We start from the raw sequence: 19,659 nt of genomic DNA on the forward strand, positions 1-19,659 counted from the left end.
CCTATTTTCGCGCATTTCGAACGTCTTGGATCATAGGAATTGAATAGACAATCAAGGCCGACCAAATCATCGGGAAGGCGATCATACGCGCTTTGCCGAAAGGTTCATCAAACACCAGCACAGCCATCAGGAAAATCAAAGTTGGCGCAATATATTGCATGATACCGATTGTCGACAGACGCATAAGCTTGGCCCCATTGGCATAAAACAGCAAAGGCACGGCTGTCACGATCCCACATCCCAACAGAAGCAGCGTATCACTCACCTCACTTCCAAAGTGAGATCCTCCATTGACGGCTTGCCAGATCAGAAAGCCGGTGGCCGGGATGGTCAGGATCAGCACTTCAAGGAGAAACCCCTGATTGGGCCCAACCGGCAAGGATTTCTTGAAGAACGCATAAAACCCCCAAGAGATCGTAAGCGTCAACGCAGGCCATGGCAGTGCGCCTGCATCAATCCAGAGAACCCCAACCGCCGCGGCAGCAAGGCCCACAGCGACCCATTGCAGCCTGGACAATTTCTCACCCAGCAAAACAGCAGCCAGGGCAATGCTAAACAGGGGATTGATATAGTACCCCAAAGCCGCATCGAGCGCGCGGTCCGTAGCAATCGACCAGACATAGACGCCCCAGTTTACAGTGATAAGCGCGGCCGTGAGACATCCCATCAAAAGTGTACGCGGGCTGCGCACCGCGGCGAACAGGTCGCCCGTGCGACCGAGGTACATCAAAACCACACCCGCAACCGGCACAGACCAAATCACGCGATGCGCAACCACCTCAAGTGCTGGCATATGAGACACAGCTTTCATGTAAAGCGGCAAAAACCCCCACAGGAGATAGGCGGTCATTGCGAAGGCAAGCCCCTTTGGCGTGTCTACATTTTCTGATGTGCGTGCCGCATCTGCCATCTGTCTCTCCTCCACCACGACGCTTCTTGTTAGCGGTGGGACCCATGGAAGGAAACACAGTAAATCGTGCGGTCAGCCATCACGATTTGTGATGCCTGACCGCATTGAATGGATCACACTTTAACGCGTTCCGACTTAGGGTCGTACAGGGGACGCAAAGATGCTTCTGCGCGAACGCGCGTTCCCATCACATCAATCTCATAGGTTGAGTTTAGCACATCCGCTGCGCTCTCATTTGCGCAAGGCACATAGCCCATGCCGATGGCAGCCCCCAGAGTGTGCCCATAGTTTCCTGAACACAGATATCCAACATACTCACCGTCTCGCAGGATCGGTTCATTGTGAAACAAAAGCGGCTCTGGATCCGTCAGCTTAAATTGCAGTAGCCGACTTTGCGGGCCTGTTTCTTTCCGCTTCAAAACCGCTTCTTTGCCGATGAAGTCGTCCTTCTGGGTTTTCACAGCAAAGCCAAGCCCTGCATCCACAACGTGATCTTCGCTGGTAATGTCGTGCCCGAAATGGCGGAAGCCTTTTTCAATCCGGCAGCTGTCCATCATATGCATGCCACAAAGCTTCAGCCCCATGTCCTGACCTGCGTCCCAGAGCGTTTCAAAAGCATGCCCAGCCATGTCCGAGGACACATAGATTTCCCAACCAAGCTCCCCCACATAGGTCACACGATGTGCCCGCGCGAGGCCCATGCCCAACTCAATCTCCTGCGCCGTACCAAACGGGTTGACCGCATTGGAGAAATCCGCCGGAGACGCTTTTTCAAGAAGCTTGCGCGCGTTTGGCCCCATGATGGCCAGAACACCCTCACCCGCGGTGACATCGGTGATCACCACATTGAAATTGCCTCTGTGGCGCTGCATCCATGTCTGATCCGCAAGTCGCGTCGCAGCAGGGGTAACCACGAGATATGCGGTTTCTGTCAGCCGCGTCACCGTTACATCCGCCTCAATACCGCCATTGCGGTTGAGGAATTGCGTATAAACGATCTTGCCATTGGGCACCGAATAATCGCCACCGCCAACATAGTTCATAAAGGCTTCGGCATCCGGGCCTTCTACGCGAATTTTGCCAAAAGACGACATGTCATACATGCCGACATTTTCACGCACAGCGCGGTGTTCAGCAGCGGAGTTTTCAAACCAATTCTGGCGCTTCCAAGTGTACTGGTATTCGCGCTCCTGACCTTCATTGGCAAACCAGTTGGCCCGCTCCCAGCCTGCAAGTTCCCCAAAGACTGCGCCTTGTTCTTTCAGGTGATGATGGAACGGTGTGCGCCGCACGCCGCGCGCGGTGGCCTTCTGACGATAAGGGAAGTGATCTGCATAAAGCAGGCCCAGCGTTTCTTTGGAGCGCTCAAACAGGTAGGTTTTGTTGCCCTGAAACGGCTGCATACGACTGATGTCCACATCGCCCAGATCAAACGGTCTTTCCCCATCCGTCATCCATTGCGCCAGCGCCATGCCGGCCCCGCCCGCGGACTGAATGCCAATCGAGTTGAAGCCCGCCGCCACCCAGACATTGTCCATCTCCGGGGCCAATCCCAGATGATAGGCATCATCCGGCGAGAAGCTTTCCGGCCCATTGAAGAAGGTGTGAATGCCCGCTTCCGCGAGCATCGGCACCCGATTGCACGCCGCCTCCAGAATCGGTTCAAAGTGGTCAAAATCCTCTGGCAGCTGATCAAACTCAAAGCTGTCGGGAATGCCGTTCATCGCCCATGGCTTGGCGTTGGGCTCAAAGGCGCCCAACAGGATTTTCCCTGCGTCTTCCTTATAGTAGGCGCATTCATCTGGCACGCGCAGCACCGGCATCTGTGTCAGCCCCTGAATGCCCTCTGTCACGATATAGAAGTGCTCGCAGGCATGCAGCGGCACATTCACGCCCGCCATGCGCCCCACTTCATGGCCCCACATCCCCGCACAGTTGACGATCATATCACAGGCAATGTGACCTTGTGAATTGCCATCATCAGAGACCCAATCCACCCCCGTCACCTTGCGGCCGGATTTGGCGATATTGGTGACTTTGATGCGCTCTTTAACGATCGCACCGCCCTGTCGCGCGCCTTTGGCCAAGGCCAGCGCGATATTGGCCGGATCGCCCTGACCATCCAGCGGCAACCAGACGCCCGCTTTCACGTCTTCGATGTTGAGGTGCTCATAGCGCGCTTTTACCTCGGAAGGCGAAATCTCTTCGACCTCAACCCCAAAGGCCCGTGCCATGGCCGCCTGACGATAGATCTCTTCTTTGCGCTCTTCGGTCAAAGCCACCGTGATTGAGCCGCACCGCTTAAAGCCTGTGGCCACACCGGTTTCCGCTTCAAGATTGCCATAAAGCTCTTGGGAATACTTGGCGAGCTTGGTCATATTTGCGGTTGCCCGTAGCTGTGCAATCAGGCCAGCGGCGTGCCATGTGGTGCCTGATGTGAGCTGTTTGCGCTCCAGCAGCACAACATCTTTCCAGCCAAGTTTGGTGAGGTGATAAGCAACAGAGCATCCCACAACGCCGCCGCCAATAATCACCACGCGTGCTTTGTTTGGAAGATCAGCCATCATGATGTCCTTTCAGGTGTTGCGCAGACACAGCCTGCGTCTGTCAGGAGGGCTTTCCTCTGCCCCCAAGAATAATGAAACGCAGGCCTCAGGCCCCCACCAGGCTGTGGCCGGCCTCTTTCAGGCGCGTTGCAAGTTCCGCGATATGGGCAGGGCCAACCTCACAGCAGCCGCCAACAAATCTTGCCCCACCAGCAACCCATTGCATTGCAAAATCGGCGTAATTTCCGGGTGTGACATCGGTGCGCGCCCGCAGCCCATCTACTGTGCCACCAATATCCAACGCATCAATACCCTCAAACCCGTTTGCATAGGCTCCGGTCGGGCGGCCCGTTGACAGGAGCATCGGCAACCCTTGGGAAACCACCTCAGGTTTGGAACAATTCAATCCGATACCTGCAACCTCAAAATCCGTAAGCGCTTCCAGCGCAGCGGAGAGAGTCTCGCCAGAGCGCAGCTCTGTGCTGCTGTCATCCTTCAGCGTGACAAACACCCAAGTTGGCTTGCCCGTTTCAATACCCGCCTGAGTTGCGGCTGTGGCTTCTGCAACACTGGAGAGTGTCTCACACAGGATCACATCACAGGCCGCTGCCTGCGCCTGCGCAATCTCCTGATAGGCTGGCAACAGATCCGCATGGCTGCGCGACATATCCGGGCGGTAAGACCCGTGCAGAGGTGGCAAGCAAGCGGCCAGTTTGACGCCATCCTCACCCACCTCATCCCGTGCAGCATTGGCAAGATCAATCGCCTGTTGCTGGAGAGGCTGAAACATGTCGCCGACACCTTCCCGCGCAAGCCGCTCTGGCGTGGCGGAATAGGTATTGAGCGTGATCAGACGCGCCCCGGCCCGTATGAAATCTGCATGCACCGCCTGCACGATCTCCGGCTCTTCCATCATCACTTTGGTGGACCAAAGCGGATGAGCAGGCATTGCGGATCGGGACAGGAGTTCCTGCCCCGCGCCGCCATCTTTTAAAATCACTTCGCTCATGCGCGCAGGCGTTCGTTGGCAGGATCCCAGAGAGGTTGATCCTCTTGCACCACGGCGCGGTATTTCTCGCCGTAGATCTCAACCTCAAGCTCTGTACCGGGCTTCGCCAGATCCGCCTGCACCATACCCAGCGCGATAGAAGCATTCACACGATGCCCCCAGCCGCCAGATGTGGTTTCCCCCACAATCTGATCGCCATGCCAGATGCAAGACATGTAAGGCGCATCAGCGTCATCCGCGTCTACCACCAAGGTCACAAAAGACTTTTTGACGCCTTGTTGCAACTCGCTCTGGATCGCTGCCTTACCGGGGAACGCCTGCGGTTTGTCGAGCTTCACAAAGCGGCCAAGGCCACCTTCTAGCAAAGAGTAGTCCGTGGAGAGATCACCTTTCCACGCGCGGTAACCTTTTTCAAGACGCAGGGAATTCAGCGCATACATGCCAAATGGCGTCGCGCCAGCGGCGATAATGGCGTCATAAATGGCAGGCATATCCGCATTCAGCGCATGCACTTCCCAACCCAGCTCACCCGCAAAGGACACCCGGATCAGATGCGCCGGTTGCCCTGCGACGGTAGCACCCTGGTGGGTGAGCCAACCGCTTTCCAGATCCGCATCTGTCAGGCTCGCCAGAATCTCACGGGATTTTGGCCCCGTGACAATCAACGTGTCATGGGTGGTGGTGACATCTTCAACGGTCACACCTGTTGGCATGACTTTCATCAGAATGTCGCGGTCATGCCATTGTGCGGTGGCCGCTGTGATCATCACAAATTCATCCTCACCCAAACGGATACAGGACATCTCTGTCAGGATACGGCCCCGGTCATCGGACACATAAACAAGGTTCATTCTGCCAACTTTTGGAAGGCCGCCTGTGACCAGGCCACGCAGCGCCTCTGCCGCGCCCGTGCCTTTGACCATGAAGCGAGAAAAGCCAGGCAAATCAAGTACACCACAGTGATCACGCACAGCTTCGCACTCTTCTTTGATGCGCTGCTCCCAAGGGCCGGAACGCCCCCAGGTGTGGGTAGCAGCGAGCGAGGTGTCATCGCCGTCTTTGGCGAACCAGTTGGCCCTCTCCCAGCCGTTGTAGGCCCCCATAACGCCGCCTTGTGCAACCACCCGGTCATGGACGGGGGAGAGCTTCTTGTCGCGCGCGGCGGGCCATTCATGATGCGGGAAATGCATGGCGTATTCGTTGCCGTAAACCTCCATGCCTTTCTTCACGCAGTAATCATGATCGGTGTAGTCAGTGTAGCGGCGTGGATCGACAGCCCACATGTCCCACTCGGTATGGCCATCCACGATCCACTCTGCCAGCACCTTACCGGCGCCGCCGCCCTGCGCGATGCCAAAGGTGAACACGCAGTTTTCAAACGCATTTTCCACACCGGGCATCGGGCCAATCAGAGGCAAACCGTCTGGCGCATAGGGGATTGGGCCGTTGATTACACGGCTGATGCCGGAGGTGGCCATCAGCGGCACCCGCTCCATGGCGTCGGTCACGATGTCCTCGATCCGGTCCAGATCGTCAGACCAGAGCTGGAAGGAGAAATCATCGGGCATCGGGTCGGCGTCTGTGTCCCAATGGGCCTTACAGTTGGGCTCATAAGGGCCGAGGTTGTAGCCGTGTTTCTCTTGGCGCAGGTAGTAGGAGATATCCACGTCGCGCAGCAGCGGCAGCTTCACACCACCGTTGGCTTTGGACCATTCCTCGACCTCAGGGATTTCTTCGGTCAGCAGATACTGGTGGCTCATCACCATCATCGGCACGGAGCGACCACCATAGGGCTTGAACCATTCTCCCACACGCTGCGCATAGTAACCCGCTGCATTCACGACATAATCACAGGCGATGTCGCCTTTTTCCGTGTGCACAACCCAGCTTTTGTCTTCCTGCTGGGTCACGCCGGTGGCAGGACAGAAGCGAATGATCTTTTGGCCCATGTCCCGCGCGCCTTTGGCAAGTGCCTGAGTCAGCTGGGCCGGGTCAATGTCGCCATCGGTGGGATCATAGAGCACCCCCATGAGATCATGGGTCTCAAGGAAAGGATAGCGTTCCTTGGCCTCTTCCGCGGTCCACATCTCCATTGGAATACCCTGATAGCGGGCCATGGACATGGCGCGTTCAAACTCCTGCACTCGCTCTTTAGTGTGCGCCAGCCGGATCGAGCCGGACTGATGATAGTTCATCGGGTAATCCACCTCTTCCCCCAGACGGGCGTACAACTCGGTGGAGTAGCGCTGCATATTCATGATCGCCCAAGAATTTGAAAACGTGGGCACATTTCCGGCGGCATGCCATGTGGATCCTGCGGTCAGCTCATTCTTTTCCAGCAGAACACAATCGGTCCAGCCCTTCTTGGCAAGGTGATACAGACTGGAGGTGCCAACGACACCACCGCCGATAATGACCACGCGGGCCTTGGTTGGAAAATCAGACATCAGCGTCTCCCTCAGTCGAGTACAAGTTTGGCTGCCAGTCCCCCAAAGAGCGTAGCAGCGATTTTGTTGAGAATACCCGTGGCCTGTGCCAGCTTTGCGCCAACGACACCGGCTGAAATGCCGATCACTGAAACCACCACAAATCCGCCGGAAGCAAACATCGCTCCCAATATGGCAATCTGCTGCCAAATCGGGCCGACCTCCGGGGTGGTGAATTGTGGCAAGAAGGCCAGGATAAACAGAATAATTTTGGGGTTGAGCATATTGGTGAGAAACCCCCGTCGAACCGCACGCAGCACGTCGGAACGCCCCTCAGCATTCTCTGACATCGGTTTGGCTGTCCAAGCTTGATAAGCAAGCACAGCAAGATAGGCTGCCCCTGCATATCGGATCACCATAAGCGCTGTGGGCGACGCGGCGACCAAAACAGCCAGCCCTGCAGCTGCCAAGGTTATGTGAACCACAAGTCCAAGCGTTACGCCCACAGTCGCCGCGAATCCTGCTTTAGGACCTCCGGAAATACCACTGGCGATCGTGAACATCATGTCCGCACCAGGCGTGAGGTACATCACCAATGATGCAGCCATAAAAGCCCAGAGCGTGACGCTGTCCATCTGCATAAAAGTCTCGAACATCATCAGTCCTTCTGCGGCAAACTGTCGGCGATGTCGTAATAATCACCTTTGTTCGCTACGAAGATGTGCTTTTCGATCATGAGGCCCGTAGGACCATCCAAAGCACCTAATGCAAAGCTCGTGGTGGACTCATCATGGGCTTTCCAAAAAAGGAATGAGCCACATGTGGCACATATCCCGCGCTTGGCCACTGGGCTGGCTTCAAACCAGTGAACAGCCCCTGAGATATGAAGCGCATGATCTTCAACATAGGCAGAGGCCCATATTCCACCAGATTGCTTGCGGCATTGAGTGCAATGGCACATCGAAGCTCCTTGAGGTGCTGCCGACGTTTGAAATGTAATATCTCCGCAGAGACATGATCCTTCAAGCATGTCCATCTCCTCAATAAACCGGCGGGGCAATCACCCAGATTGCCACACAAGGTTCATCATAAGGGTTGGCCCAATGATGCGCCTCTCCGCGAATACGAAAGCTGTCACCTGGTCCTACAGAAAACGCCTGCTCTCCAATCCGCAGATCCAATCGCCCCGACACAATATAAGCGACCTCTTGTGTTGGTCGCGTGGTGATTTCCTGGATGGTTGCGCCGGGCGCGAAGGTAGAATGCACGACCTCAAAATCATCTGTGAGATCTGGAGACAGCAGCTCTTCAATCAATCCCCCTTCGCTCGCACCGATCTGGCGGCGGGCGCCTGCGCGCACGATGTACCCCTGCTCATCCTCCGGCGCCGCAGAATGCCCAAACAGCATCGACATGGGCACTTCCAACACTTTGGCGATCCGGCGCAAATCAGAAATCGTGGGCTCTGATTTGTCGCGTTCCACTTGGCTCAACCACCCGACAGAACGTTCCAGTGCTTCAGCCATATCTGTCAACGTCAACCCGCGCGCCTTACGCAGAGCGCGCAGATCCGCGCCAAGCGTCTGAGGGTTCTGGAGCACGTCGTGCAGCATAAAGCGTGATTCCTGTCGTGAAATTTTTTCCTGAAATTTCACGTTGCCTCAGGTTGGTGAAATTTCAAAGCACTTTTTCACACGGTCTTCACCTGTGTTGCGCAAGCCAAAAGCTGCGTTAACCATGAAATGCGACGTCGGTATCGCGTCTGTATTGCGGCTGTATCGCGTCGGTGTGAAATTTCGGCCGGAAAAAATGTTAATACAACGGGCGTTGCGCGGATTTCACAGTTCAATACCCACGCAACTCCTCCGCAAGTTGGCGGGCGTGTTCCGGCTCTTGCTGCCAGCAGAAAGCCAGAACATGTCCCCGCCTGCGCGCTCAGTGGACCTGAGCCTAGGGCACCTCACAGGTGTAAAGCTGCACCTTCAGCCCGCCATGCGCCACGGTGGCAAAGGGGGCTTCCAGCGGCAAGCCCGTGGCGCGGGCGAGCCCCGTGTCAGTGGTGACAATCCCCACGGTCCAGCCGGAGAAATGCTGCGAGAGCGCTTTGCCAAAACTTGCATAGAGCGCAAACAACCCCTTTTTGTCACCAATCCGCGCGCCGTACGGTGGATTAACCACCACGATGCCCGGTACGTCAGAGGGCGGAGTGATGTCGCCTGCGCTTTTCTGGTTGAAGCTTGCCCAGTCCGCCACCCCTGCGCGGCTGGCGTTTTCACCTGCCATGCGAATCGCACCGGCGTCTTTGTCAGAACCATAATAAAGCGTGCTGGGAGCTGTTGCCTCCGCAGCGCGCAGCGCATCAAACGCGGCGGCATCAAAATTGGCGAACTGCTGAAAGGCAAAACTGCGGGAGCGGCCCGGCAAAAGCCCTGCGGCGATCTCGGCCGCTTCGATCACAAAGGTGCCGGAGCCACACATGGGATCATAAACCGGTTGACTGCCATCAAAACCAAGCTGGCGCAGGAACATGGCGGCCATGTTTTCGCGCATGGGGGCCTTGGCGACGGCGGATTTGTGGCCCCGCTTGTGCAGGCTTTCTCCCGAGGTGTCGAGCGACAGCGTCATCATGTTGTTGTCGATCCGCGCCTTCACCACCACGTCAGCCTCTGAAGAGATAGGCGCGCCGACAGCGGTTGCCAGACCACGCTCAATGCGCTCCTTGGCTGCGCCTGCGTGGTAGATCTTGGATTTCTGGGTGGTCACATCCACCTTCAGCGGCACATCCGTGCGCAGATAACCCCTCCATGGCATATCGGCGATCAGACGTTCCAGTTGATCGAGATGCATGGCCTGAAAACTGTCGACCCGCGCCAACACACGCACCGCGCCCCGCAGGCTCAGGTTGGCACGCCAGACATCCTGCCAATTGCCGCGAAAGCGCACGCCGCCGGGCATCATCTTAGGCTTTTTGAAGCCCGCCTCTGTCATTTCAGCGGCCAGAGGCTTTTCCAGCCCCGGCGCGGTGACCACGAAGATCTCAAACTTTTTTGCGCTGTGTTCCATGCGGGCTCTTTAAACTGTCTAAGCGGCAGCGGCGAGAGACAATCGCAGACCCGGGTGGCTGGCATGTGCACTGGGCAGATCAAATCAGGTCAAGGCAGAAGAAACTCTGCCGCTGCAGCCAGACGCAACAGGCGTTCTTCACTGCCTGCCTGCCCCAACATCATCAACCCACAGGAGGGCACCCCGGTGGGCAGGGTAATGGCGGCGCTGCCCATGAGGTTGCCAATACGCGTGTTGCGCAAACCCAGAAGGTTTTCGGTGACGTAATACTCCTGATCCGTCATCAAACGCTCCAGATTGGGCGGCAGGATTGGGGTTGTGGGCATCAGCACCGCATCATAGCCCGCAATCCGAGCCTCCCAGGTTGCGCGCAGCGCGTGCAATTTGGTCCAGGCCTGTGTAAACTGCGGGCCCGTGACGCCTGCACCTGCGCGGAAACGCTCCAGAATCTGATCAAACATTTTGTCAGGCGCGGCCTCAATCGTGGCCTCCCATTCTCCATAAGCTTCGACCGTGTAAAGCGGCCCGGCGAGGTCCATTGCCTCCACCACCTCATCCGCGCGCAGAAACTCCAGCGTGGCCCCCGCATCCTGCAAACGGTGCAACGCACGCTCAAATGCCGCCATGGGCGCTTCACGCACCTGATCCAGCGCCATTGTTTCCAGCACCGCAAACCGCGCCCCCTTGAGAGACGCGCCGCGCAAATCCACCGGGCGCCCCCCTTCCAGAACCGCCAGAAACAGCGCCGCGTCTTCCACCGTTCGGGTCAGCGGACCGACCGTATCAAAACTGCGGCACAGCGGCACCACACCTTTGGTGGAGATGCGCCCCGCGGTGGTTTTCAAACCTACAAGGTCATTCCACGCGGCCGGGATGCGCACGGACCCGCCGGTGTCAGAGCCAATCCCTGCGGCCGCAAGGCCGAAGGCCACCGAGGCGCCGGCGCCCGACGAAGACCCTCCCGGCACGGCATCCGGGTCATTGACACAGGGCGGCGTGGCCGTGATTGGGTTTAGCCCCAACCCGGAAAACGCCAGCTCGCTCATGTGAGTCTTGCCCAGACAGACCAGCCCCAGCGCGGTTGCATTGGCCAGCACCTCTGCATCCTGAGTGGGCACACGCCCCTTCAAAAGTTCTGAGCCCGCTTCAGTGGCCACATGCGCGCTGTCAAACAGGTCTTTCCAGCTGATCGGCACCCCATCCAACAACGACAGGCGCTGATCCGCTCGGGCACGCTCTGCTGCCGCCTGCGCCTCTGCAAGGGCACGCTCTTTGGTGACCGCCGAATAGATACGATCTTTGGCGTCGTGGCTCTCAATCGCCCCCAGATAGGCCTGCGTCAGCGCCACGGGATCAATTTCCCCACGCTCGATGCCCCGCCCCAGCGCCGCCGCGCTCATTTCCTGCCAATTCAGCATCTTGGTCTCCGCTTTTACTTTCGCCAGACGGTAGCGGCGCAATCGCGCATGGACAATCCCGAAGCACACCCCATATTGGCGCCATGACCTATGACACCGATATTCTGATTGCAGGCGGCGGGCTCAACGGGCCTGCTCTGGCCTTGGCACTGGCACATTCCGGCTTTTCCGTGACCGTGGTGGATGCCCGCCCCGCCCCTGCCCGCGCCGCAGGCAACTTCGACGGGCGTGGCTATGCGCTTGCGCTGGCTTCCAAACGGCTGCTGGACAATATCGGCATCTGGGAGAGCGTGGCCGAACATGCCGAACCCATGCGGGAGATCAAAGTCTCTGATGGGCGCGCAGGCGAAGGGCCAGCGCCGTTTTTCCTGCATTTTGATCATCGTGAAATCGAAGAAGGCCCGATGGGCTTCATGCTTGAAGATCGTTTTTTGTACCGCGCCTTTTTGTCTGCGATGGAAGACGCGCCCAACATCACATTGATCTCAGGCACTGAAGTACGTGATCAGTCCATCGATGCCGGCGGTGTCACAACCACATTAAGCACCGGCGACACCTGCCGCGCACGGCTTTTGGTGGGCTGTGACGGGCGCCAGAGTGGCGTGGCCAAACGGGCTGGCATTTCACGTACAGGCTGGGGCTATGGGCAAACTGCTCTGGTCTGCGCGATTGCGCATGAACATCCCCACAATGGCATTGCCCATCAGTTTTTCATGCCTCCGGGTCCGCTGGCCATCCTGCCGCTGCCCGGCAATATGTGTTCGATTGTCTGGTCAGAAAGAGACGATACAGCGGCGGCCATTCAGGCGCTTTCTGATGAGGATTACATGGCTGTGCTGCGGCCACGCTTCGGGGATTTTCTTGGCGAGATCACTCTCGCGGGCAACCGCTTCACCTATCCGCTGAGCCTCTCGGTAGCCAATGATTTTGTCGCGGAGCGCGTGGCTCTGGTGGGGGATGCCGCCCATGGCATGCACCCAATTGCCGGTCAGGGGCTGAACGCCGGGCTGCGCGATGTTGCCGCCCTCACGCAGGTGCTACAGAATGCGCGGCAACGTGGTGAAGACATTGCCTCCCCTCTGGTGCTCGGGCGCTATCAGGAGTGGCGGCGCTTTGACACGGCCACGCTGGTGGCGGCGACAGACCTGACAAACAAGCTCTTTTCCAACGACAACCCTCTGCTGCGCGCCGCGCGCGATCTGGGCATGGGACTGGTGGGCAGCATGCCGGCCCTGCGCCGGGGCTTCATGCGCGAAGCGGCTGGCCTCAACGGGGAATTGCCGCAGTTGATGAAATAGCGCTAGAGCACGCGCGCCGACGCTTTCACGGCGCGCACCTCCGCTTCATTTGACTGAAAATATCCCAGCGTGAATTGGCCGACAGGCCAAAAGGGGCTGGCCCCTCCCCTTCGGTTTCCAAAACCAGAGGTCAGTCCAGACTGCGTGCCTCGTCAATCAGCATCACAGGGATCCCGGCGCGGATTGGAAAGGCCAGATTGGCCGCGCGTGAAATCAGCTCTTGCGCCGCAGCGTCATACTCCAGACGCCCGCGGGTCTGAGGACAGATCAGCGCTTCCAACATGCGCCGATCAAACACCGGGCCCGCTGCGCCCGTTTCTGGTGTGGCTTGCGTCATTGAATCAAATCCTCTCCTGTGCCGCCGCGCAGCGCAAATTCCAGCAATGTAACCAAGGTCTCCCGACGCGTGCTGAGCGACGGGGCCTCCAGCAGGGCTTGCTTGTCTTCGGCGGTAAAGTCCAGCAGCATCGACAGCGAATTGATCAACAGCTCATCATCCGCTTCTTTCAGCGTCTCCCAATCGGTGGAGAGCTCCAGCTGTTCAAAGTAGCGGCGCAGCAGATCCATAAATGCCGGACGCTGAAAGGCGCTGTCTTTTTCGCCGCGCCCCAGATCCCGGTCAAACCCGTCCCAGCTCACATGACAGCGCCGGTAGGGGGTAAACCCCTCCACTTCGCTCAGGATGCGAAAGCGCGACACGCCGGACAAGGTGATCAGATAGCGGTTGTCATCGGTTTCAGAAAACTGCGTGATCCGCCCCGCGCAGCCAATCACATGCAGCCCCGGCCCTTCGCGGCCGGGCACCTCATTGGGCGCCACCATGCCGATCAATCGCTCCGGTGTCTTGAGCGCGTCATCCAGCATCGCCAGATAGCGCGGCTCAAAAATATGCAGAGGCAGGCGCGCACGGGGCAGCAAGAGCGCCCCGGGCAAAGGAAACACCGAAAGGGTCTCCGGCAAATCAGCAGCTTTGATCATGGCCACCAGCCTACTCTGCTTTCCATGTCGGGCAAAGCCAGATCAGGCCCCAATCAGGCAAAGATCATAGAGCTGAGCTTGCGCCGCCCATTGAGCACCACCGGATCATTGGGCTTGAGGGCCTCAAAGATGGTGAACAGCTGGGTCTTGGCCGCGCCCTCGTTCCATTCGCGATCGCGACGGAACAGCTCCAACAGTTCATTGACCGCCTCTTCGAGCTGATCCGCCCCATGCAGGGCCTGCGCCAAATCAAGACGCGCCTGATGATTGTCAGGGTCTGCCTCAACGGCGGCGCGCAGCTCGGCCACCGGCCCGGCGTTTTCCGCCTGACGCGCCAGCTCAATCTGCGCACGCACGGCCTCGATCTCTGCGGCTGCCGAAATCGCCTCCGGCACGCCATTGATCACCGCTTCGGCCTGATCCACCTGCGCCAACGCCAGATAAGAGCGTGCCAGCCCGCCAAAGGCTTCGGCATTCTCTGGATCCTGCTCTGCGATGGCGGCAAAAGTCTCAACAGCGGAGGCCGCATCTCCTTCCGCCAGCATCTCTTCCGCAGCAATCAGCGCATCGGCGAGCCCACCATCGGGCATGGCGCCGCCACCGGCTTCCACCACACGGGCCACAAAAGCCTCGATTTCACTTGGCGGCAGCGCGCCCTGGAAGCCATCCACTGGCTGCCCCTGCCAGAAGGCATAGACCGTCGGAATGGACTGGACACGCATCTGGCCGGCAATCATCTGGTTTTCATCAACATTGACCTTGGCCATTTTCACGGCACCGCCAGCAGCGGTCACCGCCGCCTCAAGCGCCGGGCCCAGGGTTTTGCAGGGGCCACACCAGGGGGCCCAGAAATCCACAATCACCGGTACGGTCATGGAAGCATCCACAACATCAGCCATGAAAGTGGCCTCTGACACGTCTTTGATCACATCATCTGCTGCCGACGCGGTTGCGGCACCTTGGCCAAGAATATCCATCATTTTGGTCTCCGTCTGGACGTTGCCCTCTATATGGCGGGGCCGGGCTCAGAAACCAAGGGGTATCGCACAGCGCCTGCGTGATACGCCACCGCGCCGCGCATCGCGCGGCGCCGGGCCCAACCGCAAAGCCGCATCTTTGATGGGGTCTTTGGGGGCGGGAGCGTTTGTTTTCTCTGCTCAGAGATCGAAACTGGCAAAAACAGGGGCGTGATCTGACGGTTTCTCCCAGCCCCGCGCCGCGCGCAGCACCCGGCTGGAATGGCCCGCATTGGAAATATCAGAGGTGGCCCAGATATGATCAAGCCGACGCCCTTTGTCCGCCGCGTCCCAATCGCGGGCGCGATAAGACCACCAGCTGTAGAGATTGCCTTCGGGAATGTCCTGACGGGTGATATCCACCCAGTTGCCTGCATCCTGCGTTTCGGCCAGTTTCTCCACTTCAATCGGCGTGTGGCTCACCACTTTCAGAAGTTTCTTGTGATCCCAGACGTCATCTTCGCGTGGCGCAATATTGAGATCTCCCACCATGATGGATTTCGTGAGCGCCTCGCGGCGGAAGAAATCCCGCATATCGGCAAGGTAGTCGAGTTTCTGACCGAATTTTTCGTTTTTCTCGCGATCCGGCACATCTCCCCCGGCGGGCACATAGAAATTGTGAATGGTCACGCCATTTTCCAATGTGCCTGCGATATGGCGGGCATGGCCGAGATCGGCAAAATCTTCACTGCCCGCTTCGACCATCGGGATTTTGGAGAAAATCGCGACACCGTTGTAGCCCTTCTGACCGCGCGCCACCATGTGGGTATAGCCAAGCGCAGCAAACCCCTCGGTTGGGATCTTATCCACAGGGCTTTTACATTCCTGCAGGCACAGAACATCCGGGGCTTCTTCCTGCATGAGCTGTTGTACAATCGGCTCACGCAAACGCACGGAGTTGATATTCCAGGTGGCGAGGGTGAAGGACATGAGACGCTCCCGATTTGGCCCAAATTGGTCTGGGAGCGACCCTACCTTTGGGGCCCGCCCCTGCCAATGCGAAAACCCGCGATTTGGCCAAAGAGGCAGCTTGAGCAGCAACGCCAGAACTGAGGCGGACATGAAAGCGCATGAAAAAAGGCCCGAGCCGAAGCCCGGGCCAGTCCAACAGGGAGGTTCATGTCATAACCCGGACATGCACGGGAACACTTAGATCTTTGCAAATGGTGTGTGTCTGAAAGACTTTCAATCACACAGCCTTATCACATTTCTTATCCACAATCTGTTTCAGAAGTGTTTCTGCGACAGATCGGCGAAATCATGCCACCAACCGGTAGCCGCCACTTTCGGTGATCAGCAGACGCGCATTGGAGGGATCAGGCTCAATTTTCTGCCGCAGGCGGTAGATATGCGTCTCCAGCGTATGGGTGGTTACGCCCGCGTTATACCCCCAGACCTCGTGGAGCAGTACATCGCGCGCCACAACACCTTCCGTGGCGCGATAGAGGAACTTCAGAATGTTGGTCTCTTTCTCCGTTAGGCGGATCTTGCGATCATCTTCCGTGGTCAGAAGTTTCATCGAGGGTTTGAACGTATATGGCCCAAGCTGAAATACTGCGTCTTCAGATTGCTCATGCTGGCGCAGCTGAGCACGAATCCGCGCCAGCAGAACCGGGAACTTAAACGGCTTGGTGACATAGTCATTTGCGCCTGAATCCAGGCCCAGAATTGTGTCTGCGTCGCTGTCATGCCCAGTCAGCATCAGGATCGGGCTCTTCACCCCCTGTTTGCGCATCAATCGGCACAGCTCGCGGCCATCCGTGTCTGGTAGGCCCACATCAAGGATGATGATGTCGTAGAGCCCCTCTTTGACCCGTGCCATGGCCTCAGAGCCGTTGCCCGCCTCAAAGACGTCGAAGTCTTCGGTCATGACCAATTGTTCAGACAAAGCCTCACGCAGGTCTTCGTCGTCATCTACCAGCAAGATTTTCTTCAATTGTGCCATTCGTCCTCTCCGCGTCTTGGTTGCTTGTCATCCATTTGAGGTGGTCTCGCGTCTGCGACAAGATTTGCTGCAAAAGTCTCACGCCCTCGTGTTTCAGCATGGTCAAATGTTTCATATTGCTGCAATCGAGGCTACATGTGAGCAGCCCAATGGTTGAGGATCGACTAAAATCTCATGAGTTTTGCGCCAGATATCCTTGAACGTCTTGCCCGCGCCCGTGCCGATCTGCGCATGGGGGTGCCAATTGTGCTGACCGCAGAGGGTATGGCACCGCTTTTGGTGCTGGCCGTGGAGACCCTCACGCAGAACCGGTTGAGCGCGCTGCGCCAGCAACAGGACACGCCGATTCTGGTGATCACCGGGCGGCGGGCGGAAACGCTGAAGGCGCGGGCCTATGATGGCGATGTCGCCCGTGTGCGTCTTCCAGGCGACGCCGGGCTGCGCTGGATCCATAGCATTGCCGCCCCCGAGGATGATCTGCGCAACCCGATGAAAGGTCCTCTGCACACGGAACGTGATGGCGATGCGCGCCTGCACCGTATGGCCACGCAGATTGTGAAGTCTGCGCAATTGCTGCCCGCTGCGGTCACAGCCACCCCCACGGACGCAGCCGTATTTGCGCTGGAACATGGGTTGACCGTTATTCCTGCAGAGCTGGCTACGCCGCATCTGAGCGCCACAAGCCCGCTGCATTCCGTGGTGCATGCCCGCCTGCCCATGGCGGCGGCGGATGCCGGTCGCCTGCATATCTTCCGCCCCGAAGATGGCGGCGCGGAACATTACGCGATCGAAATCGGCCGCCCGTCGCGCGATGTGCCGGTGCTGACACGTCTGCATTCCGCCTGTTTCACCGGGGATGTGCTGGGCAGCCTGAAATGTGACTGCGGCCCGCAACTAGATGCGGCTTTGGGGCAGATGGGCACAGAGGGCGAAGGCATCCTGCTCTACCTCAATCAGGAAGGACGGGGCATCGGACTGGCCAATAAAATGCGCGCCTATGCGCTTCAGGATCAGGGCTTTGACACGGTGGAGGCCAATCACCGGCTGGGCTTTGAGGATGATGAGCGGGATTTCCGCATCGGTGCCAAAATCCTTCAGGAAATGGGATTCTCGCAGGTGCGCCTGCTGACCAACAATCCGCGCAAGATTGACATGATGGAAAACGCGGGGGTTTCCGTGTCTGAACGGGTTGCCCTGAAAGTTGGGGAAAACGCCCACAATCAGGCCTATCTGGCAACAAAGGCCCGCAAATCCGGCCATATGCTATGAGTGCCGCAACGCCTTGTGACCTTGTGCTGACACCGCGCGGCCTGCGCTTCGGCGGGCGCTGCCTGCCCTGTAGCATTGGCAAGGGCGGTCTCAGCCATGACAAACGTGAAGGGGATGGCGCCACACCTTATGGGGTGCATCACATCGTTGGCACGCTTTATCGGGCTGATCGCATGGCACAGCCTGCGCCATGGGCCCTGCCCATTGGCAAAGATGATCTATGGTCTGATGACAGTGCGGATGCCGACTATAATCAATGGGTCACAGCGCCCTATGCGCCCAGCCATGAAAAGCTGCGCCGCGCAGATCCGCTTTATGATCTGATCCTGCTGACCGACTGGAATTGGCCAAAGGCACAGCCCGGCGCTGGATCTGCCATTTTTCTGCATCAATGGCGTCGACGCGGCTACCCGACAGAGGGCTGCATCGCTTTCGCGCGGCAAGACCTGCTTTGGCTCGCCGCACGTGCCGCTCCGGGCACACGGCTGATTGTCGCTTAAGCGCGTTACTCTGGATATTTACGTGCAGCTGTGGCCCGAGCCAAAATCTTACCACCTTTGCGTGCCGTGGCAGTCCATTGATAGGTATGCGCCCCATTCGGAGGACAAGGGCTTTTATATTTAAATGTCCCTGCAGCGACCTGGCCATCCGTGTTGATCTTTAACTTCTTGCTGCCGCCATGATTGTAATTGGGAACATCCAGATCTTTGATCTTGAACTGAATAGTCGTAGTGCCTGATGGCACACCTGTGAGGGAAAATTCCGGGTTTCCGACGACGTTGGGGCGACCGGACGTGCACGAGGGGATATCCCCCCAACCTTTGAATGCGAGCCGGAACTCAGCAGAAACGGGAGCCGCAAAGCACAGCATACAAGCAATCATCGAAACAAAGCGCATCTAAATCTCCAAGACAGAATCGTATGTAATGACATCATAATCCAACGGACTCATTGAACATATGTCGCTCATCTGTGCCCGAAAAGGGCGTTTAGGCGCAGCAAAGATAGCTTGCCTCACTCCCTCAAGAGCTGGTTCTTCATAAGTTTTATCTTCTACGATATAGCGCTAGCTGGCGCGCGCGCCAAAGATGGCGGAGCCGACGCGCACATGGGTCGCGCCCAGAGCCACGGCACGCTCATAATCGCCACTCATTCCCATGGAGATACCTTCCAGCCCATTACGTGCGGCGATTTTGGCCAGCAATGCAAAATGCAGGCTGGGCTCTTCATCAACAGGGGGGATGCACATCAGCCCCACAATTGGCAGATCAAGCGCGCGGCACTCCGCCACAAAAGCATCGGCGTCTGCAGGCAAGATGCCGGATTTCTGCTCTTCTTCGCCGGTGTTCACTTGCACAAAGAGATCGGGGCAATGGCCCTCTTCCTGTGCCAGACGGGCCAGCGTGTTGGCAAGCTTTGGGCGATCCAGCGAATGAATGGCGTCAAACAGGCCCATGGCTTGTCGGGCTTTGTTAGTTTGGAGTGGTCCTAGGAGGTGGACCTTGGCCTCAGGATAGCGTGCGCGAAACGCGGGCCATTTCCCCGCAGCTTCCTGTACCTGATTTTCCCCAAAAAGCTGTTGCCCCTGCTCCAGAACCTCCAGAACACGATCATCTGGTTGGCGTTTGCTGACGGCGATCAACTGCGTGGCCCCGGCAGGGCGACCGGCGGCGACTTCTGCTTTGGCGATGTGGCTTTGAATCTCGGAGAGCGACATGTGCAGACCTTCTTTTGGAACTGTCCCGCAGAAACCATGGATTTGCACAAAAAGAAAGGGGCAG

19 protein-coding genes are annotated in these 19,659 nt (G+C 57.9%); 3 read left to right on the plus strand and 16 right to left on the minus strand.

Annotation, left to right across the window (positions count from 1 at the left end):
- Position 1: 1 nt before the first annotated feature.
- The 9 genes from rarD to SHM7688_RS02375 form a co-directional block, all read right to left on the minus strand.
- A complete protein-coding gene (rarD, locus tag SHM7688_RS02335; protein ID WP_058238415.1) occupies positions 2 to 910 on the minus strand; it encodes an EamA family transporter RarD in 909 nt (302 codons plus the stop codon).
- A 113-nt stretch (positions 911 to 1,023) separates the two neighbouring features.
- Complete coding sequence (locus SHM7688_RS02340; RefSeq protein WP_058238953.1) at positions 1,024 to 3,474, minus strand: GcvT family protein; 2,451 nt, start codon at positions 3,472 to 3,474, stop codon at positions 1,024 to 1,026.
- An 88-nt stretch (positions 3,475 to 3,562) separates the two neighbouring features.
- Positions 3,563 to 4,465, minus strand: coding sequence for a homocysteine S-methyltransferase family protein (locus SHM7688_RS02345; RefSeq protein ID WP_058238416.1), 903 nt, complete (start codon positions 4,463 to 4,465; stop codon positions 3,563 to 3,565).
- Entirely contained in the window at positions 4,462 to 6,912 is a 2,451-nt protein-coding gene (locus tag SHM7688_RS02350; protein WP_058238417.1) for a GcvT family protein, read from the minus strand. Before SHM7688_RS02350 ends, SHM7688_RS02345 begins: the two co-directional genes overlap by 4 nt.
- 11 nt (positions 6,913 to 6,923) lie before the next feature.
- Positions 6,924 to 7,547 (minus strand): LysE family translocator, encoded by a 624-nt coding sequence (locus tag SHM7688_RS02355; RefSeq protein ID WP_083498941.1) that lies wholly within the window; start codon positions 7,545 to 7,547, stop codon positions 6,924 to 6,926.
- Between the two features lie 2 nt (positions 7,548 to 7,549).
- On the minus strand, positions 7,550 to 7,921 hold the full coding sequence (locus SHM7688_RS02360; protein ID WP_083498869.1) for a GFA family protein: 372 nt from the start codon (positions 7,919 to 7,921) through the stop codon (positions 7,550 to 7,552).
- Between the two features lie 10 nt (positions 7,922 to 7,931).
- Positions 7,932 to 8,504 carry a helix-turn-helix domain-containing protein gene (locus SHM7688_RS02365; RefSeq protein WP_058238955.1) on the minus strand — a complete coding sequence of 191 codons (573 nt, stop codon included), beginning with the start codon at positions 8,502 to 8,504 and terminating at the stop codon, positions 7,932 to 7,934.
- Between the two features lie 337 nt (positions 8,505 to 8,841).
- Complete coding sequence (locus tag SHM7688_RS02370) at positions 8,842 to 9,954, minus strand: THUMP domain-containing class I SAM-dependent RNA methyltransferase (protein WP_058238419.1); 1,113 nt, start codon at positions 9,952 to 9,954, stop codon at positions 8,842 to 8,844.
- 89 nt (positions 9,955 to 10,043) lie between these two features.
- Positions 10,044 to 11,372 (minus strand): amidase, encoded by a 1,329-nt coding sequence (locus SHM7688_RS02375; protein WP_144432468.1) that lies wholly within the window; start codon positions 11,370 to 11,372, stop codon positions 10,044 to 10,046.
- Between the two features lie 83 nt (positions 11,373 to 11,455).
- Between SHM7688_RS02375 and SHM7688_RS02380 the strand changes: the two genes are divergently transcribed.
- Positions 11,456 to 12,670 (plus strand): UbiH/UbiF/VisC/COQ6 family ubiquinone biosynthesis hydroxylase, encoded by a 1,215-nt coding sequence (locus tag SHM7688_RS02380; RefSeq protein WP_058238420.1) that lies wholly within the window; start codon positions 11,456 to 11,458, stop codon positions 12,668 to 12,670.
- 130 nt (positions 12,671 to 12,800) lie between these two features.
- Here the strand turns inward: SHM7688_RS02380 and SHM7688_RS02385 are convergent, their stop codons facing one another.
- From SHM7688_RS02385 to SHM7688_RS02405, 5 genes are all read right to left on the minus strand, one after another.
- Positions 12,801 to 13,007 carry a Trm112 family protein gene (locus tag SHM7688_RS02385; protein WP_058238421.1) on the minus strand — a complete coding sequence of 69 codons (207 nt, stop codon included), beginning with the start codon at positions 13,005 to 13,007 and terminating at the stop codon, positions 12,801 to 12,803.
- Positions 13,004 to 13,648 (minus strand): LON peptidase substrate-binding domain-containing protein, encoded by a 645-nt coding sequence (locus tag SHM7688_RS02390; RefSeq protein WP_058238422.1) that lies wholly within the window; start codon positions 13,646 to 13,648, stop codon positions 13,004 to 13,006. The genes SHM7688_RS02385 and SHM7688_RS02390 overlap by 4 nt, the downstream gene beginning before the upstream one ends.
- Positions 13,649 to 13,701: 53 nt before the next feature.
- Complete coding sequence (locus SHM7688_RS02395) at positions 13,702 to 14,628, minus strand: thioredoxin family protein (RefSeq protein ID WP_058238423.1); 927 nt, start codon at positions 14,626 to 14,628, stop codon at positions 13,702 to 13,704.
- A 177-nt stretch (positions 14,629 to 14,805) separates the two neighbouring features.
- Positions 14,806 to 15,594 (minus strand): exodeoxyribonuclease III, encoded by a 789-nt coding sequence (locus SHM7688_RS02400; RefSeq protein ID WP_058238424.1) that lies wholly within the window; start codon positions 15,592 to 15,594, stop codon positions 14,806 to 14,808.
- Positions 15,595 to 15,922: 328 nt separating this feature from the next.
- Positions 15,923 to 16,609 (minus strand): response regulator transcription factor, encoded by a 687-nt coding sequence (locus tag SHM7688_RS02405; RefSeq protein WP_058238425.1) that lies wholly within the window; start codon positions 16,607 to 16,609, stop codon positions 15,923 to 15,925.
- A gap of 174 nt (positions 16,610 to 16,783) precedes the next feature.
- Between SHM7688_RS02405 and ribA the strand changes: the two genes are divergently transcribed.
- Together ribA and SHM7688_RS02415 are read left to right on the plus strand one after the other, a co-directional pair.
- Positions 16,784 to 17,878: a GTP cyclohydrolase II gene (ribA, locus tag SHM7688_RS02410; RefSeq protein WP_058238426.1), complete on the plus strand. Its 1,095-nt coding sequence runs from the start codon at positions 16,784 to 16,786 to the stop codon at positions 17,876 to 17,878.
- Positions 17,875 to 18,378 carry a L,D-transpeptidase family protein gene (locus tag SHM7688_RS02415; protein ID WP_058238427.1) on the plus strand — a complete coding sequence of 168 codons (504 nt, stop codon included), beginning with the start codon at positions 17,875 to 17,877 and terminating at the stop codon, positions 18,376 to 18,378. The genes ribA and SHM7688_RS02415 overlap by 4 nt, the downstream gene beginning before the upstream one ends.
- Positions 18,379 to 18,383: 5 nt before the next feature.
- On the opposite strand, the gene SHM7688_RS02420 is transcribed toward SHM7688_RS02415, so the two are convergent.
- Both SHM7688_RS02420 and SHM7688_RS02425 read right to left on the minus strand, forming a co-directional pair.
- Positions 18,384 to 18,776 (minus strand): YbhB/YbcL family Raf kinase inhibitor-like protein, encoded by a 393-nt coding sequence (locus tag SHM7688_RS02420; RefSeq protein ID WP_058238428.1) that lies wholly within the window; start codon positions 18,774 to 18,776, stop codon positions 18,384 to 18,386.
- 168 nt (positions 18,777 to 18,944) lie between these two features.
- Positions 18,945 to 19,595 carry a YggS family pyridoxal phosphate-dependent enzyme gene (locus SHM7688_RS02425; protein ID WP_058238429.1) on the minus strand — a complete coding sequence of 217 codons (651 nt, stop codon included), beginning with the start codon at positions 19,593 to 19,595 and terminating at the stop codon, positions 18,945 to 18,947.
- Positions 19,596 to 19,659 lie beyond the last annotated feature (64 nt).

This window comes from Shimia marina, from assembly GCF_001458175.1.
GTDB classification, from domain to species: domain Bacteria; phylum Pseudomonadota; class Alphaproteobacteria; order Rhodobacterales; family Rhodobacteraceae; genus Shimia; species Shimia marina.